General features: G+C 63.0%; 16 protein-coding genes and 1 pseudogene. 9 read left to right on the plus strand and 8 right to left on the minus strand.

What is annotated here, in order from left to right; translation table 11 throughout:
* Window positions 1-30: 30 nt before the first annotated feature.
* The 4 genes from ABZU72_RS27890 (at window position 31) to ABZU72_RS27905 (ending at window position 4,390) form a co-directional block, all read left to right on the plus strand.
* Window positions 31-693, plus strand: coding sequence for a 3-oxoacid CoA-transferase subunit B (locus tag ABZU72_RS27890; protein WP_355022039.1), 663 nt, complete (start codon window positions 31-33; stop codon window positions 691-693).
* Window positions 694-751: 58 nt separating this feature from the next.
* The gene (locus ABZU72_RS27895) at window positions 752-1,579 is read left to right on the plus strand and encodes a sugar phosphate isomerase/epimerase family protein (protein ID WP_355022024.1); all 828 of its coding nucleotides are present in this window, start codon (window positions 752-754) and stop codon (window positions 1,577-1,579) included.
* A 247-nt stretch (window positions 1,580-1,826) separates the two neighbouring features.
* Window positions 1,827-2,813, plus strand: coding sequence for a tripartite tricarboxylate transporter substrate binding protein (locus ABZU72_RS27900; RefSeq protein ID WP_355022025.1), 987 nt, complete (start codon window positions 1,827-1,829; stop codon window positions 2,811-2,813).
* Window positions 2,814-3,310: 497 nt separating this feature from the next.
* Window positions 3,311-4,390: an IS5 family transposase gene (locus tag ABZU72_RS27905; protein ID WP_355022026.1), complete on the plus strand. Its 1,080-nt coding sequence runs from the start codon at window positions 3,311-3,313 to the stop codon at window positions 4,388-4,390.
* Window positions 4,391-4,630: 240 nt separating this feature from the next.
* On the opposite strand, the gene ABZU72_RS27910 is transcribed toward ABZU72_RS27905, so the two are convergent.
* Both ABZU72_RS27910 and ABZU72_RS27915 read right to left on the minus strand, forming a co-directional pair.
* The gene (locus ABZU72_RS27910; protein WP_355022027.1) at window positions 4,631-6,139 is read right to left on the minus strand and encodes a tripartite tricarboxylate transporter permease; all 1,509 of its coding nucleotides are present in this window, start codon (window positions 6,137-6,139) and stop codon (window positions 4,631-4,633) included.
* Window positions 6,140-6,149: 10 nt separating this feature from the next.
* Entirely contained in the window at window positions 6,150-6,614 is a 465-nt protein-coding gene (locus tag ABZU72_RS27915; RefSeq protein ID WP_355022028.1) for a tripartite tricarboxylate transporter TctB family protein, read from the minus strand.
* Between the two features lie 412 nt (window positions 6,615-7,026).
* Here ABZU72_RS27915 and ABZU72_RS27920 point away from each other — a divergent pair, with 412 nt between their 5' ends.
* The 4 genes from ABZU72_RS27920 (at window position 7,027) to ABZU72_RS27935 (ending at window position 11,987) form a co-directional block, all read left to right on the plus strand.
* Window positions 7,027-8,928: an NAD(P)-binding domain-containing protein gene (locus ABZU72_RS27920; RefSeq protein ID WP_355022029.1), complete on the plus strand. Its 1,902-nt coding sequence runs from the start codon at window positions 7,027-7,029 to the stop codon at window positions 8,926-8,928.
* A 272-nt stretch (window positions 8,929-9,200) separates the two neighbouring features.
* Window positions 9,201-10,028 (plus strand): SDR family oxidoreductase, encoded by an 828-nt coding sequence (locus tag ABZU72_RS27925; protein WP_355022030.1) that lies wholly within the window; start codon window positions 9,201-9,203, stop codon window positions 10,026-10,028.
* Window positions 10,029-10,102: 74 nt separating this feature from the next.
* Window positions 10,103-11,110, plus strand: coding sequence for an amidohydrolase family protein (locus tag ABZU72_RS27930; protein ID WP_355022031.1), 1,008 nt, complete (start codon window positions 10,103-10,105; stop codon window positions 11,108-11,110).
* A 145-nt stretch (window positions 11,111-11,255) separates the two neighbouring features.
* Window positions 11,256-11,987 carry a hypothetical protein gene (locus ABZU72_RS27935; RefSeq protein WP_355022032.1) on the plus strand — a complete coding sequence of 244 codons (732 nt, stop codon included), beginning with the start codon at window positions 11,256-11,258 and terminating at the stop codon, window positions 11,985-11,987.
* Here the strand turns inward: ABZU72_RS27935 and ABZU72_RS27940 are convergent.
* Window positions 11,923-12,093: a hypothetical protein gene (locus ABZU72_RS27940; protein WP_355022033.1), complete on the minus strand. Its 171-nt coding sequence runs from the start codon at window positions 12,091-12,093 to the stop codon at window positions 11,923-11,925. The two genes, ABZU72_RS27935 and ABZU72_RS27940, sit on opposite strands and share 65 nt — an antisense overlap.
* Window positions 12,094-12,139: 46 nt before the next feature.
* Between ABZU72_RS27940 and ABZU72_RS27945 the strand changes: the two genes are divergently transcribed.
* Window positions 12,140-12,760 (plus strand): hypothetical protein, encoded by a 621-nt coding sequence (locus tag ABZU72_RS27945; RefSeq protein ID WP_355022034.1) that lies wholly within the window; start codon window positions 12,140-12,142, stop codon window positions 12,758-12,760.
* Between the two features lie 113 nt (window positions 12,761-12,873).
* On the opposite strand, the gene ABZU72_RS27950 is transcribed toward ABZU72_RS27945, so the two are convergent.
* The 5 genes and pseudogenes from ABZU72_RS27950 to ABZU72_RS27970 form a co-directional block, all read right to left on the minus strand.
* Window positions 12,874-13,215 carry a LuxR C-terminal-related transcriptional regulator gene (locus ABZU72_RS27950; protein WP_355022035.1) on the minus strand — a complete coding sequence of 114 codons (342 nt, stop codon included), beginning with the start codon at window positions 13,213-13,215 and terminating at the stop codon, window positions 12,874-12,876.
* A 244-nt stretch (window positions 13,216-13,459) separates the two neighbouring features.
* Window positions 13,460-13,839 (minus strand): annotated as a pseudogene (locus ABZU72_RS27955) (biotin transporter BioY).
* 8 nt (window positions 13,840-13,847) lie between these two features.
* Window positions 13,848-14,042 carry a hypothetical protein gene (locus ABZU72_RS27960; protein ID WP_355022036.1) on the minus strand — a complete coding sequence of 65 codons (195 nt, stop codon included), beginning with the start codon at window positions 14,040-14,042 and terminating at the stop codon, window positions 13,848-13,850.
* A 40-nt stretch (window positions 14,043-14,082) separates the two neighbouring features.
* Window positions 14,083-16,083, minus strand: coding sequence for an acetyl/propionyl/methylcrotonyl-CoA carboxylase subunit alpha (locus tag ABZU72_RS27965; protein WP_355022037.1), 2,001 nt, complete (start codon window positions 16,081-16,083; stop codon window positions 14,083-14,085).
* Between the two features lie 193 nt (window positions 16,084-16,276).
* Window positions 16,277-16,729 (minus strand): carboxyl transferase domain-containing protein (locus ABZU72_RS27970; protein WP_355022038.1); only part of this gene is annotated, 453 nt, incomplete at its 5' end.

Below are 16,729 nucleotides of genomic sequence, written 5' to 3' on the forward strand. Positions count from 1 at the left end.
GCTGACCGAGCGCAAGAGGGAGGCGGCATAATGGCCTGGACCCGCGAAGAGGTGGCCGCCCGCGCCGCCAAGGAGCTGAAGGACGGCTTCTACGTCAATCTCGGCATCGGCATCCCCACGCTGGTGGCGAACTACATTCCCGATGGCGTCGACGTGACGCTGCAGTCGGAGAATGGCCTGCTCGGCATCGGCCCCTTCCCGTATGAGGGCGAGGCCGATCCCGACCTGATCAATGCCGGCAAGCAGACGATCACGGCGCTGCCGAGTTCCAGCTTCTTCTCCTCGGCCGACAGCTTCGCGATGATCCGCGGCGGCCATATCGACCTGACCATCCTCGGTGCCATGGAAGTGGCTGCCAATGGCGACATCGCCAACTGGACCATTCCCGGCAAGATGGTGAAGGGCATGGGCGGCGCGATGGATCTCGTCGCCGGCGTCAAGAAGGTCATCGTCGTGATGGATCACGCCAACAAGGCGGGCGAATCCAAGGTGCTGGAGCGCTGCTCGCTGCCGCTGACCGGCGCGGGCGTCGTCGATCTCATCATCACCGATCTCTGCGTCATGAGCTGTGACAAGGCCAATGGCGGCGGGCTGACGCTGATCGAGCTGGCACCAAACGTCACCCTGGCTGACGTCAGAGGCAATACGGCGGCATCGTTCGCGATCGCTCCGGCACTCGCACAGGTCGGGTAAGGCGAGCTGGGATTTTCTCGGCTTCATTGACCACAAGCAGTCTTCGCGGAACCCTTCGATGCTCGACTTCAACCGGCTCTGCATCCATCACGCGACCGTCCAGGAGCGCTGGACGATGCCGCAATTCATCGACGGCATGGTGCAGCACGGCGTCGGCTCGGTTGCCGTCCTGAGAGACAAGCTGGCCGATTGCGGCGTGTCGGAGGGCGCAAAGCGGCTTGAAGATGCGGGGCTGGTCGTCACGAGCCTTTGTGCAGGCGGGCTCGTGACGACACCGGACGAGGCCGAGGCGGTGCGCGCCATGGATGAGTTCCGGCGAGCGATCGACGAGGCCGCTCGCATCAAGGCTGGCTCGCTGATGTTTGTCACCGGCGGTGTCGATCCACGCGACAAGAACCTGGATACGACGCGCAAGCGTGTCCTGGAACGCCTGGCCGCCATCGCGCCGCACGCCCGGTCCGCGGGACTCAAGATCGCGCTCGAGACCTTGCATCCGATGCGATGTGGCGCGCGCTCGCTGATCAGCACATTGGCGACCGCCAATGATTTTTGCGACGCGCTTGCCGATGAAGACGTCTTTGGGATCGCGATAGATACCTACGCCGTCTGGTGGGATCCCGCTCTCGCGGCGCAGATCAAGCGCGCCGGACGACGCATCATCAATTTCCACGTGGCCGACTGGCTCCACGACACCTGCGATCTACGCCTCGATCGCGGCATGCCGGGCGATGGCCTGATCGACCTTCCCGGCATTCGCCACATGGTGGAGGACGCCGGTTACGAGGGCTATATAGAAATCGAGCTCTTTTCGGCGCGCGATTGGTGGAAGAGAGATCCGGACGAGGTCGTGCGCATCGTCAAGGAACGCTACCAGACGGCCGTCTGACGGTCCGGATCGGTCGCGTGTGTCTGGCGCGTCGCATCCTACCTGGATCAGGACGGCCGGTGGCGGCGTCCAGCGTCGCGCCAAGGTCGGACGTCAGGTCACTGCCTTCCCGCAATTTGCAAAAATCCTTGACGGCAGCGCGCATTGTTGACGGCTTTGCCGATTATTACGATCGCCCGCTGGCCAAAGCTAAAAAAACGAGGCGGGGACTTAGCAGCTGCCCTGTCGATCGGAGGAGACCATCAAGATGACTTCCCAGTTTTCTCGCAGAACATTCCTCGCGGCCTCGACGCTCAGCGCCACGTTCGGCCTGCCGTCTCTGGCCTTCTCGCAGGGCTATCCGGATAAGAACAAGCCCATCCGCGCGCTCGTGCCGTCCAGCCCGGGCGCTACGACCGACGTCGTCGCGCGCTCCTTCAGTCAGGCTCTCGCTGAGGTCCTGAAGGCCAACGTCATCGTCGAAAACCGTGCCGGCGCCGATGGCGTCATCGGAATGCAGGCGGCCAAGTCGGCCGCTCCCGACGGACAAACGATCCTGTTCACGTCGCTCTCGACGATGTCGATGAACCCGTTCCTGTTCAAGCAGTTGCCGTATGATCCGGAGAAGGACTTCATCCCGCTCGCCGGGACGGTTAAATTCGGCCTGATCCTTTGCGTCGGTACATCCGTGAAGGAAAAGACCCTGCAGGAGCTCATGGTCAAGGCCAAGGCCTCGCCAGGCAAGTATACCTATGCGAGCGTTTCTGCGACGACGCGCCTTGCAGGGCATATGATGGCGAAAGCTGCAGGCGTCGAGCTGCTCAACATTCCATTCAAGAATTATACCGACGTGATGACGAATCTCATCTCCGGTAAAATCGACATGTTCATGACCGATGTTGCTGGCGCTCAGCCATTCTTCTCTCAGGGCGTCAGGGCAATTGCCGCCACGCCGGCAAAGCGGCTTCCCGACATGCCCGACCTCCCGACATTGCAGGAGAATGGCATCGCGGGCATCGATATCACCGGCTGGCATGGAGCATGGCTGCCCGCGAAGACGCCTGCACCGATCGTGGATACGCTGAAGAGCGCCTTCCGTGATGTGTGGGCCAACAAGCATGTAAGGGAACTGTGCGAGAAGAAGGGCATGGAGACGCTCGATCTGACCGGCGACGATTTCGCGGCGTTTTTGCGGGTCGAATCAGAGAAGTGGGGCTCGGCCATCCGGGAAGCTGGAATGGCAAACACCATCTAGGCATAGCGCCGCAGGACGCGGCTCGCCAACGGCGATAGCAGCGGGCGTCGGCCCGCGCGAAGCTGCCAGGAAGAGGGGGGCTACCCAGTGGGTGGCCCTTTTCGTTTGTAGATCCCTATCCTCGCGAACCCACCGTCCGAAAGTGTGAGCCCGGCTTTCTTGGACGGCTAGCTGCACGGATGGAGGCGCGCGAACTTTTTCCCCGTACCGCCCGACGCTCGCCAAGTCGTGCCCACACCGCAGGAAAGCGCCGCGCGCCGCTGCACGCCGCGAGGGCGGCTGGCTTGCGTAGGTCGAACTCTCCAAGATGATCGCTGAGGAGATCGCGCCGGGCCCGTTCCAGAACCAACGCGCCGGGTGCCTGCGCAACCGACGGGCCGGAGCAGGCGTGAAACGCCTGCTCGTTCTCAAGCACCCATATGGACGCCCGCAAGAACCTACCGGTTTCGCTGATTTCGTGATTCAATCTCTGATCGGCGCACGAGGCGGGTGAGACGATGGAACAGCGGTCGTTTTTCGGGTTGTCGGAGCATCTGGAGCGATTGAGTGCGATCGGCGATCCGCTGGAGACGCTCGAAGCGACGATTGATTTTGAGTATTTCCGGGGCTGGCTGGTCGAGGGCCTTGGCTATGGGGACGGGGCCAAGGGCGGACGTCCAGCTTTCGACCCGGTCTCGATGTTCAAGGCGCTGATCCTTCAGGCGCAGCACAATCTCAGCGACGCCAAGATGGAGTTCATGATCCGGGACCGTCTGTCCTGGATGCGCTTCCTGCGCTTCGACCTCGGCGGGCCGACACCCGACGAGAATACGATCCGGCACTTCCGCAACAGGCTGACCGAGACCGGCACGCTGCGGCGGGTGATGAAGGCCTTCGACTGGCAATTGCAGAAGGAGGGCTACATCCCGATGTCAGGTCAGATCGTCGATGCCTCCCTCGTTCCAGCACCCAAGCAGCGGAACACGGAGGCGGAGAAGGAGGCGATCAAGGCTGGCAAGACGGCCCAGGAGATCTGGCCCGACGAACCCAGCAAGGCGGCGCAGAAGGACGTCGATGCGCGCTGGACGCTCAAGATCGGCGGCAAGATCCGGTATCGGCCCGACGGCATACCCTTGCCGCAGATCGCCTTGCCCGTCTTCGGCTACAAAACCAATATCGCGATCGACCGGCGCTTCGGCTTCATTCGGGAGAGCGCGGTGACCTCGGCAGCGCATGCCGATGGGCGGATGCTACCGCGCCTGGTGACGACGCAGAACACCTCCTCCGAGGTCTGGGCCGACAGCGCCTACCGTTCACAGACGAACGAGAAAAGCCTGGCGGCGAAGATGCTGGTCAGCCGCATCCATCGCCGCAAACCGCCAGGACGGCCGATGCCGGCGCATGTTGCGCGCGCCAATGCCGGCAAGTCGGCAATCCGGGCTGCGGTCGAGCACGTCTTCGCCCATCAGAAGCACAGATTCGGCCTGTTCATCCGCACCATCGGCCTGGCTCGCGCCGAGGCGAAACTCACCCTGGCCAACATCGCCTACAACTTCGACCGGCTGATCTTCCATGAACGCGTCAGGGCCATGGGATGAGTCTGCCCGAAATCCAGGATCGACGCTGAAATCAGCCCAAAATGACGCTCCTCAGGCAGCCTGACGCCGATCATCATGCCGCAAAGGCGCCAAGGCGCCGAGCATGCCGAAAATCAGGCGGTTCTTGCGGGTGTCCATATAAAAACCCTCCAAGGCCGCTTGAGGGCCTTGGAGGGTTCTGGCTGCGCTCAGGCAGCGCCGTTTCCGGCGTGCCGCGCTGTCCAAAAAGGTCGCTGCGGGTCAGCCTTCTTCCTGGAATGCCGCCGCGCGCTTCGTTTTGATCGAGGGGGTCAACACCATCACGATCATCGCCAGCGCGATGAGCAGCAGCGCGGCCGAGATCGGGTTGGTCATGAACGTCGTCCAGTCACCGCGCGAGAGCAGCAGCGCCCGGCGCATGTTCTCCTCCATCATCGGTCCCAGGATGAAGCCGAGCAGCAGCGGCGCGGGCTCGCATCCTAGCTTGTGGAGAAGGTATCCGAAGACCCCGAAAGATGCGCCGGCATAAACATCGAAGGGGTCGTTGTTCAGGGTGTAGAGCCCGATCGAGCAGAACACGATGATGGCCGGGAACAGCAGCCGGTAAGGCACGGTCAGCAGCCTGATCCAGATGCCGATCAGGGGCAGGTTGAGGATCACCAGCATAAGATTGCCGATCCACATCGAGACGATGAGACCCCAGAAGAGCGGCGGGTTGTTGGTCATTACCTGCGGCCCGGGCTGGATGCCCATGACCGTCATCATGCCGATCATCAGCGCCATCGACGCGTTGGGGGGGAGCCCCAGCGTCAGCATGGGAATGAAGGCCGTCTGCGCGCCGGCATTATTGGCGCTTTCCGGGCCGGCAACGCCCCGGATATCGCCTTGTCCAAACGTTCCGCTGGCCCCGGCAATCTTCTTTTCCATCGAGTAGGAAGCAAAGGATGCCAGAACCGGGCCGCCGCCGGGCAGCACGCCGAGGAGGGAACCCAGAGCGGTGCCGCGCAGCACGGAGCCCGACGCCTCCTTGAAGTCCTTCTTGGAGAGCCACAGGCCGGAAACGCTTTTCGTAGCCACCGTGCGCTGCTCGGCCGGTCGACTGAGATTGACGATGACTTCGCAGAAGCCGAAGACGCCCATCGCGACGACGACGAAGTTGAAGCCGTCCATGAGTTGAGGGATGCCCAAACTGAAGCGCGGGATCGCGGACATCACGTCGGTGGTGATCTGACCCATCATCAGGCCGACTATGACCATGGCGATCGCCTTGAGCAGCGAGCCGGATGCCAGGACGACGGCTCCGACCAGGCCGAGCACCATCAGCGAAAAGTAGTCGGCTGCTCCGAATTCGATCGCTACGGCGGCCAGCGGGCGCGCAAATGCGGCTACGATCACTGTTCCGACGCACCCCGCGAAGAACGAGCCCAGCGCAGCAGCGGCCAGGGCCGGTCCAGCGCGACCGCGACGCGCCATGGCGTGGCCATCGACGGCCGTCACGACGGAACTCGCCTCGCCGGGGACGTTGATCAGGATCGCTGTCGTCGATCCACCGTACTGCGCGCCGTAATAAATGCCGGCCAGCATGATCAGCGCCGATGTCGGCTGCAGCGCGTAGAGCGACGGCAGGAGCATCGCGATCGTTGCGCTCGGGCCGAGCCCCGGCAGCACGCCGATGAGCGTTCCGAGCAGCGTCCCCATGAAACCGTAGAACAGGTTTTCCGGCGTGAAGGCGACGGAAAGTCCGAGCGAAAGGTTGGCGATCAGATCCATGATGTCCGTCTCAGATGCCGAGGAAGGAGGGCCATAGCGGCAATTGGAGTTTCAAGGCCCAGCTGAAGACGGCCCAGCAGCCGAAAGTGAGAATGGCAGCGCTTCCCAAGGCTTCCTTCCAGCGGAACTCATCGCTTGCCCAGCTCGTAGCAACGACAAGCATTGGAAGTGACAAGATCATGCCAAATGGCTGCAGTATTATGCCAAATACCGCAACCGCTGCGCTAATTAAGAGAAGTGGCCGCCAGCTCCAGCGGCCAATAGGCTCGCCGTCTTCCGTTTTTATCTTCCACGACCCAATGGTGACGACGACGCCGATAAGCGCCAGGAGCAGGCCCAGACCGAACGGAAAATACCCCGGTCCAGGTTGGGCAGACGTTCCGAACGGATAGATTGTAGAGCTCCAGGCGAAAACTGCCCCTGTCACGATAAACAGTATGCCGGACCAGAAATCGCGTCCACTCTGTATTTTCATTCGGTCGTTCCTCCGAGTATTTCGCGGAATTCATCGGCGGCAGGTGGCTCGCCGCGGAGAGCCACACCGACGTTCCCGTTTTTGCTTTTAAGAGTTGGATTGACACAGATCAAAACACTCCGAGCTATATGTCGTCTCGGAAAACAGCCTTGCATCCAGGGCTAAGATGCGACCGCAGAGGCAAGGCTGGAGCAGGTCTGTCATCGACGCGCGCCGAGAAGAACGCTTTCCCTACTCAGCCTTTCAGCTGTCGGCCAGATGCGCTTCGTCCATTTTTGCACGGAATGCAATTGTCGTTGCCGCGGAGATGTCTAGGCGCAGTTCCAAGCCCTCAAATAGGGTCTGGGGACAAGGCGGCCTCCGCACCCAGCGATTTCGTGCAACCGATTTCCAGAGCAAAGTGGCGATAGCGATGCAGCATTCCAGGATCAACGGCGGCGCTCTCATCGAAGAGCTGACCGAGTTCGAGCAAGTCGAGCGCTGGCTGGCGGATTTCGAAGCGGCCCTGATCAGTGGCGACCGCGCGAAGCTCGAAGCGCTCTTTGGGCAAGATTGCCACTGGCGCGATCTGCTTGCTTTCACCTGGACCGTGACCCCGTCTGATTCACGCGAAGCGATCGCTTCGACGCTGCTGCGCGAGCAGCCCCGCGTCCAGGCCCGCGATTTCAAGGTTGCCGAAGGGCACGCGCAGCCTCGCCGCGCAAAGCGGACTGGCATGGAGGTGATCGAGTCGACGATCCAGTTCGAAACCTCCGTCGGCCGCTGCCTCGGCGTCCTGCGCCTCTCGACCGTGGAGCCTGGAAAGGCCTGGGTGATGAGCACCTCACTCCGCGAAATCCGCGGCCACGAGGAGCCGGTCGACGGTCTGCGTCCCGATGGAGCGACGGCGCGGGTGTTCGGCGGAGAATCCTGGGGCGAGCGGCGGGCCCGCGAGCAGCGCTACGAGGATCGCGAACCCACAGTGCTAATAGTCGGTGGCGGTCATAACGGCCTCATGGTGTCGGCGCGTCTGCGCATGCTGGGCGTGGATTCGCTCATCGTGGAGCGTACTCCCAAGGTCGGTGACGTTTGGCGTAACCGCTACGGCGCGCTGGCGCTGCACAACGAAATCCACCTCAACCACATGCCGTACATGCCGTATCCGACCAGCTGGCCGCGATACCTGCCCAAGGACATGCTCGGCGACTGGCTCGATGCCTATGCCGTTGCGCTGGAATGCAATGTCTGGACGGGCACGGCGTTCGTTGAAGGTCGGTTCGACAAGGAGCGCGACGTCTGGAATGCCCGCGTCCGCCGGGCCGACGGCTCCGAGCGCGTATTCCATCCGCGACATGTCGTGTTCGCCAACGGTGTCGTCGGCGAGCCAAATATGCCCGATGTCCCTGGCCTCGCCGATTTCAAGGGGAAGGTGCTCCACGCCGGGGACTTCGGAAGTGGCGCGCCCTGGCGGGGCAAGAACGTCCTCATCCTCGGCGTCGGCAATAGCGCGCACGATATCGCGCAGGATCTTCACGGGCACGGCGCGACTGTGAAGATGATCCAGCGTGGCTCGATCACCGTCTTCAGCGTTACGTCTGCGAGCCTCAACCACTCGATTTACTACACAGAGAACCTTTCCATCGATGACTGCGACCTGATCGCCACCAGCAGCACATTCCCGGTGCAGTTGCGCGGCTACCAGCTGGCTACGGTGCGGATGCTCGACATCGACAAGGATCTTCTGGCAGGCCTGCACGATGCGGGCTTCAAGCTGGACATCGGCCCCGAAGGCGGCGGTCACCAGATGCAGGTTCGCAAGAATCATGGCGGCTACTATCTCAACGTCGGCTGCTCGGATCTGCTGATCAGCGGGGAGGTGGGGCTGCTGCACTCTGGGGATCTCGAGGGCTTCGTGCCTGAAGGCGCGCTCATGAAGGATGGCAGCATCGAGAAGGCCGATCTGGTGGTCTGCGCGACCGGCTACCAGGCGCCCTCCAAGGTGATCCGCGCGCTGCTCGGGGACGAGATCGTCGAGAAGATCGGTCCGGTCTGGGGTTTGGATCAGGGGGGCGAGATGTGCAACATGTACAAGGCCACGCCGCAAAAGGGGCTCTGGTTCACCGGTGGTGGCTTCGCCCAGGGGCGTGTCTGGTCCCACTACATCGCGATGCAGATCAAGGCTCGCGAAGCTGGCATCATCGCGACAGAGCCTGAGGTGCCTCGCCCGGTCCTGACCGATCTTTCGGGAACGGTCTGGCCCTATCAGCGGGACGGCGCTTCCACGGAGCAGCTCCTGCAAGCGGCAGGCGCTGCCGAGGGAAGCTATGGGCTCTGATCCAGGGCTCTCGGCGACACGGCTGCTTAGTGACGGCGAGACGCCACAGCAGTGAAGGCGCCGGTTCGCCGGGCCTTCGAGCCTCGCGGCGCGGCGAAGGTAGGGGCGAGCTGAGATACTCGTCCGACGCTTCAAGGCCTCGGCATGCTTGAGAGCGATCGGGCTCTTTGTTTCGCATGAAAAAGACTTGGGCGACCCAGACCGTCGAACCGTGCCGGCAATACTCCTAACGTCGACATCAAACCTGCTATTTTGGGATGGGAAACGCAGACATGCTGGATCTGACTGGTAAGGTGGTCTTTATCGCTGGCGCGGGTTCCGTTGCCGAAGGCTGGGGCAATGGCAGGGCCACTGCGGCGCTAATGGCCCGGCAGGGCGCCAAGGTGTTCGGGACCGACTACAACGCCGACTCGCTGGCTGGTACCACCGCGATCATGGGCGAGGAAGGGCATTCGGACTGGGCCGGATTTCAGGCTGACATGACCTCGAGCGAGCAGGTCAAGAAGGCTGTCGACAAGTGCCTTGAGCGCTTCGGCCGCATTGATATTCTGGTGAACAACATTGGCGGCAGCGTGCCCGGAAACCCCGTCTCTCTAACTGAAGAGCAGTGGGACGGGCAGATGGACCTCAACCTGAAGACGGCATTCCTCGGTTGCAAGCACGTCTTGCCGATCATGGAGCGCCAGTTCGAGGCCGAAGGCCAGGGCGGCGCGATCATCAACGTGTCGAGCATCGCTAGTATGAGCTTCCAAGTCGGAGGGCGAGTGCATGTGGCCTATGCCGCGTCGAAGGCCGGGCTACAGGCCTTCACTCGAGCGACCGCCATCGCCTATGTGAAGAAGGGCATCCGGGTTAACACTGTCGTTGTCGGGATGATGGATACGCCGCTGGTTGCCAGCCGCGTCGCTAAGCAGGTCGGCGCGACCGATGTCGCGGCTTTCGCAGAGAAGCGCAAGGCGCTTGTGCCGATGGGGCGCATGGGCTCGGCTTGGGATATCGCTAACGCGGTCCTGTTCCTGGCCAGCGATGAAGCCGGTTTCATCACGGCCACGCAGATTGTGGTCGATGGCGGCGTAACCGCCTCGCGTCTCAGCAATTGAAGTGACCAGCGGTCATGAATGCATCGCCGACCCACCTGCCACTGAGGCCGGAATGGCTTGCCACACATAGCGAGGTGGCTCTCGAGCCCTCCCTGCCGATCATCGACGCCCACCATCACCTCTATGATCGACCCGGCGTCAGATATCTGCTCGATGATTACCTGAAGGACGTCCATTCCGGACACAACGTCCGCGCGACCGTGCATCTGCAGGCGCGCTCGATGTTGCGGGCGGATGGTCCGGCAGAGCTTCAGCCGGTCGGCGAAACCGAATTCCTCAACGGCGTCGCGGCCATGAGCGCGAGTGGAATATACGGCGATGTCCGCGTCTGCGCAGGCATCGCCGGATATGCCGATCTCAATCTCGGGGACGCGGTGAAGCGGATACTGGAACGCCATATCATGGTAGCCGGAGGGACCACGGCCAACGGTGGACGCTTCTGCGGCATCAGACAGACCCTGTCGTGGGACACTGACACCACGTTGTTGAATGCCGCCTACCCGACTTTCCGGCACATGACAGACTCGGCCGCCTTCCGGGCCGGCTTTGCCCATCTCGCTCCCTTGGGGCTGAGCTTCGATGCATGGGGGTTTTTCCATCAAATTCCCGAAGTCACGGCCTTGGCCCGTGCCTTTCCCTACACGTCGATCGTTCTGAATCACTGCGGCGGGATCGTTGGCATCCGCGACTATGCAGGTCGAGGCGAGGAGGTCTTCCGGCAGTGGCGTCAGGGCATCGCGGAGCTCGCCCGCTGCCCCAACGTCTTCGTCAAGCTCAGCGGCCTAGGAATGCGTCTCGGCGGCTTCGGGTTCGAGGAGCAGAGCGTCGCTCCAAGCTCGGCCGAACTGGCTGCGGCGTGGCGACCTTGGGTAGAGACGTGCCTGAATGACTTCGGCGCAAATCGCTGCATGTACGGCAGCAATTTTCCCGTCGACAAGGGAAGTTACAGCTACGCCATCGGTCTGAACGCCCTGAAGCGGCTTACGTCCGGGGCAAGCGGCGGTGAGAAGGACAACATCTTCTGGCGAACGGCACGCGACTTTTACCGCCTGCCAGACGCAGTTCTAAGACTTGACTCATAGTCAGCGCGCGCTTGCGAGATACTGACATAATAGATCGCCTGGAACCAAAACGATGCCCGACAACCGCCAGTCGCTCGATGCCGTGATCCGCGAGGGGCTGTACGACCGCTTCGAGACGATGTTCCGCAATTTCGGCTGAGATGTCGTGACGCTGAAATATGGCCGGCTTCAGCAGGCCGCCTTCAGGGAGAAGGGCGGCGAGCGGCTCAAGGCCTGGATCGATTCCTGCCCGAACCAGCTCTATTCGGCGCTGACCTTCCAGGGCGGCGCGGCCTGGCGCAAGCGTCTGATGGACGATCTCGGCGACCAGGGCCCCGTCACCAGACTGATCGAGAGCCGCTCCGATGCCGAACTCTCGAAGCTGATGTGCAATCTCGGCGGGCACGACCTGCCGTCGATCCTCGAAGCCTTCGAGGCGATCGACCATGATCGCCCGGTCTGCTTCCTGGCCTATACCGTCAAGGGCTTCGGCCTGCCGCTCGCCGGGCACAAGGACAACCATGCCGGGCTGATGACCAAGGAGCAGATGGAGGGCTTCAAGGCCGCCAATGCCGTCCGCACGGGCCATGAATGGGATCTGTTCGAGGGGCCTGGCCTGCCTGAAAACGACATCCGCGCCTTCCTCGACAAGGTGCCGTTCTTCGCGCAGGGGCGCAGGCGGCTGAGTGCGCCAGTGCTGCCGGTGCCGGCGAAGCTCGAGGCCGGCATCCAGCCGGTGATGTCGACGCAAATGGGCTTCGGCAAGGTTCTCGACGAACTCGCCAAGCTCGGCGGGCCGCTGGCGGACCGTATCGTCACGACGGCGCCCGATGTCACCGTCTCGGGATCAGCCGCTCGCCGAAGATCGCGTGCGAGAGGCCGAGCGCCGAGAGGTTGATGAACAGGTTCATCTCGGCGATGCCGAGCTCGACATGCTGGCCCTTGGGAGAGAACTCCCATTTCTGCATCGAGGGGATGCGCTCGTCCTTGAAGGCGTCGGCCATGGAGGCTTTGGCAAAAAGGCCGCGCCGATTCACCCAGGGACCGAGATTGGTGCAGAAGGACGGGGAGGGCGATCCCGACGAGCGCACCTGGCTGCGCGACGAGACCGGCGGCTCGGTCTATCTCAGGCTCTCGACGCTGCAGGTCGAGCAGCCGCAGCGGGCGATGACGCCCGAGCTCGAAAGCGAGATCATCGACGGCGCCTATTGGTTGCGGAAGCCCGGCCCCAACGCGTCCGTGGTCATCGCCTATACCGGCGCGGTCGCGGCCGAGGCGATCAAGGCGGTCGGTCTATTGGGCGAGGACCGGCGCGATGTCGGCCTGCTCGCCATCACCTCGGCAGACCGGCTCAATGCCGGCTGGCAGGCGGCGGAACGGGCGCGCCAGCGCGGCAACCACCGCGCGACCAGCCATGTCGAGCGGCTGCTCGGCGATCTCTCGCGTGATTGCGGCATCGTCTCGGTGCTGGACGGCCATCCGGCGACTTTGGCCTGGCTCGGCAGCGTGCATGGCCACAGGCAGAAGGCGCTCGGCGTCGAGCATTTCGGCCAGACCGGCACGGTCGCCGATCTCTACCGGCATTTCGGCATCGACGCGAATGCGATCGTCCATGCCGCGAACGCGGCCGCGCCGGGGCGGCCGGTGCGTTATCTGAAGGCGCTGCCGTAAGGCCATCAAGATAGTGCCCGGCGCACACTCTATACGCCGGGCCCGTTCATGAGCGACCGTCAGGCTTTAACCAGCCGATAAGTCGCGTAGAAAGATCAAGGCGCTCCACCCTCCTAAGCCTTTTCCCGGCTCCGCTCGCAATAGACCGCAAACTGGACTGCTGCTTGCGTTCGAGTGCGCAAACCGAGCCGCCTCAGAATCTCCTGTTGCTGTGCTTTGATGGTCCACTCGCTCGATCCCCTCAACCAGGCAATCTGCTTGTTCTGATGACCCTGAGCGGTGAGAATGAGGATTTCCAGGTGACTCTCGCTGAGGGTCGCCAATCTGCATTCGAATGCGAGCTCGTCCTGCAAAAAGACAGCGCTGCGCCCGCCCCGAATCTCAAGGCCCACGAGCGCTGACTCTTGGAATCTGCTGTGCCTCGGGTCAGTCCGTAAGCGCTCTGTAGCCGTCATCGCTTGACTGCCCTCCCTTGGCGAAGCGTCCGACAAATCTGATCTAATTCGGTTTTGCCCTGCTCATTCAGCCGCGTCTTGTTCCCGATGAACAATGCAACCTCCTCCGCCAGAATCTTGGCGAAGCTGATGTCCTTCCCCGCGCCTAGCCGGGCTCCGTTTTCATCGGAGCCGGGCTCCGGTTTCATCGCCTCAACCCTGCACGGCCATCTCGAGCTTTGACCCGAAACTTGATCATCGGTGTTCAGCGGCTTGAGTGCCGGCGAACTCGCCCAAACGCCTCGAGGCTCGCCACGACGAGGGCACTCTTTACGATGGAACCGAGGAGGAACGGCATTGCGCCGACGGAGTACACCTTTTCCCAGCCCAACGCAGTGGCGAGCCAGGCTGTGCCCAGCATCAGGATCAGGGCATGCCCCGCTAGCATCACCCCAAAGGCCAACCACCTATTGGTGGTCCAGCCGCGTTGCGTCGCCCAACCGACCGAAATAGCCGCGAACCGAAAAGCGAGCAGGTACCCCCCGTTGGCCCGATCAGACGTACCAGCCCGGACGCGCCATTGGCCAGAACGGGAAAGCCCAGGGCAGCTTCGCCCAGATAGAACAGCACCGAAAGCCCGGCCATGCGCCAACCTAGCAGCGCCCGAGCAGAAGCACGGCATAGGTCTGCATGGTCATTGGCACCGGCAGCATCGGTACGCTGATCCTTGCGGCCAGCGCCAGAAGCAGCGAGCCGCCAAAGGCGATGGCGATTTTGCGCCAAATCGACGACTGCGACTCGGAGTCTGCTAGCGGAGCCTCGTTCAGGATTGAGATTCGAGGGGCCATGCGACCGTCCTTGCAGGTTGGTGAGCCGACGGCTCCTAATTCAGGAGAATTCGATGATCACGGCATCGACGGCGAGTGAATCGCCCTCCTTCGCCAGGATCTTGGCGATGGTGGCGTCCTTCTCGGCGCGCAGCACGTTTTCCATCTTCATGGCCTCGACCATGCACAGGGCCTCGCCGGCCTTGACCTCCTGGCCGACCTTCACCGAGATCGCCTTGACCACGCCGGGCATCGGGCAGAGCAGGAACTTGCCGGTGTCGGCCGCGACCTTCTCCGGCATCAGCGCCGCAAGCTCGGCCTCGAGCGGGGTGTGGACATGGGCGTTCGCATAGGCCCCGGCATGGCCGAGCGCGACGCCGTTCAGGATCGAGCGCACCTGCGCCGCGACTGCGACGCCGTCGAGCGTGCCGCGCCAGACCGGCTCACCCGGGCGCCAGTCACTGACGACCGACAGGCTGCGCGGGCCGAAGGCGATCACCACCGCCTCGCCCTGCTCGTTCACCTCGCCCTCGAAGCGCTCCCCGCCGAGGACGACGATGCGCGTGCGCTCGAAGGAAATCTTGCGCCAGCCTTCCATCTGCGCCGAGACATGGCGCTTGCGCTGGTTGAGCTTGTGGTCGCAGGCGATCGCGATCACAGCCATCCGTAGCGCGACCTCGCCTTGCGGCACCGGCAGCGCGAACCCTTCCGGGAACTCCTCGGCGATGAAGCCGGTCGAGAGATTGCCGGCGATCCAGCGCGGATGATGCATCAACGCCGAGACGAACGGGATGTTGTGGCGGATGCCGTCGATCGCGAAGGCATCGAGGGCGCGTCCTTGAGCCTCGATCGCAGCGAGACGCGTCGGCGCATGGGTCACGAGCTTGGCGATCATCGGGTCGTAATAGATCGAGATCTCGCCGCCCTCGAAGACGCCGGTGTCGTTGCGCACTGTCGCGTCGCCGTCCGGGCCTTCCGCCGGCGGCCGATAGGTGACCAGCCGTCCTGTCGAGGGCAGGAAGCTGCGCGTCGGATCCTCGGCATAGACGCGGCTCTCGACCGCCCAGCCGTTCAGCTTCACGTCGGCCTGCGTCAGCCTGAGCTTCTCGCCATAGGCGACGCGAATCATCTCCTCGACCAGGTCGACGCCGGTGATCATCTCGGTCACCGGGTGTTCTACCTGGAGACGCGTGTTCATCTCGAGGAAATAAAATGACTTGTCCTGCCCGGCGACGAACTCGACCGTGCCGGCGGAATCATAGTTCACGGCCTTGGCGAGCGCGACGGCCTGCTCGCCCATCTTGCGGCGCGTTGCCTCGTCGAGCAGCGGCGATGGCGCCTCCTCCACCACCTTTTGATTGCGGCGCTGGATCGAGCATTCGCGCTCGCCGAGATAGATGACGTTGCCATGCTTGTCGCCAAGCACCTGAATCTCGATATGGCGGGGATCGACGATGAACTTCTCGACGAAGACGCGGTCATCGCCGAAGGAGGACGCCGCTTCGGACTTGGCGCGCGCGAAGCCTTCGGCCACCTCGGCCGAAGAATGGGCGATGCGCATGCCCTTGCCACCACCACCGGCCGAAGCCTTGATCATCACGGGATAGCCGATCTCCTCGGCGATCGTCACGGCATGGTCCGGGCTTTCGATGATCCCGAGATGGCCCGGCACGGTCGAGACCTTCGCGGCGGCAGCCGCCTTCTTCGATTCGATCTTGTCGCCCATCGCGGCGATGGCGCCGGGATTGGGGCCGATGAAGACGATGCCGTTGTCCTTCAGCGCCTGGGCGAAGGCCTCGCGCTCCGAGAGGAAGCCATAGCCCGGATGCACGGCCTGCGCGCCCGTCGCCTTGCTGGCCTCGATGATCTTCTCGATCACCAAATAGGACTGGGCCGCGGCGGGCGGCCCGATATGCACGGCTTCATCGGCCATCTCGACATGCAGCGCGTCCCGATCGGCATCCGAATAGACCGCCACGGTCTTGATGCCCATGCGGCGCGCCGTCTTGATGACCCGGCAGGCGATCTCGCCGCGGTTCGCGATCAGAATCTTCGAGAACATGGCTGTCACTGCCTTGAGGGGTCGCAGGGTTGATGAAGGTCGCTGACGGCCCAAAGGAGCCGGGAGATCTCATCGATTAGGATGGCGGATTGTTGTGGCGCTGCTTGGTGATCACTGGCGATCCACAGCAGCTTGGCAAGCCGGGTGAAGCGCTCGTCCTCAACCCCCGACGCCATTTCGGTTTTATGCGCCCTCACAGCGGAATGTTGTCGTGCTTGCGCCAGGGCCGCTCGACGTTCTTGGTCCTGAGCATGGCGAGCGCGCGGGCAACGCGGCGTCGCGTCGAGTGCGGCATGATGACCTCGTCGACATAGCCGCGCTCGGCCGCGACAAAGGGGGACATGAAGCGGTCCTCATATTCCTTGGTCTGGCGCGCGATGGTCTCGGCGTCGCCGCCGCGGAAGATGATCTCGACCGCGCCCTTGGCGCCCATCACCGCGATCTGGGCCGTCGGCCAGGCGTAGTTGACGTCGGCGCCGATATGCTTGGAGGCCATCACGTCATAGGCGCCGCCGAAGGCCTTGCGGGTGATGATCGTGACCAGCGGCACGGTGCATTCCGAGTAGGCGTAGAGCAGCTTGGCGCCATGCTTGATCAGCCCGCCATATTCCTGCGCCGTGCCCGGCAGGAAGCCGGGAACGTCGAC

Source organism: Nocardioides sp. NPDC004968 (assembly GCF_040608935.1).
GTDB lineage: Bacteria > Actinomycetota > Actinomycetes > Propionibacteriales > Nocardioidaceae > Nocardioides.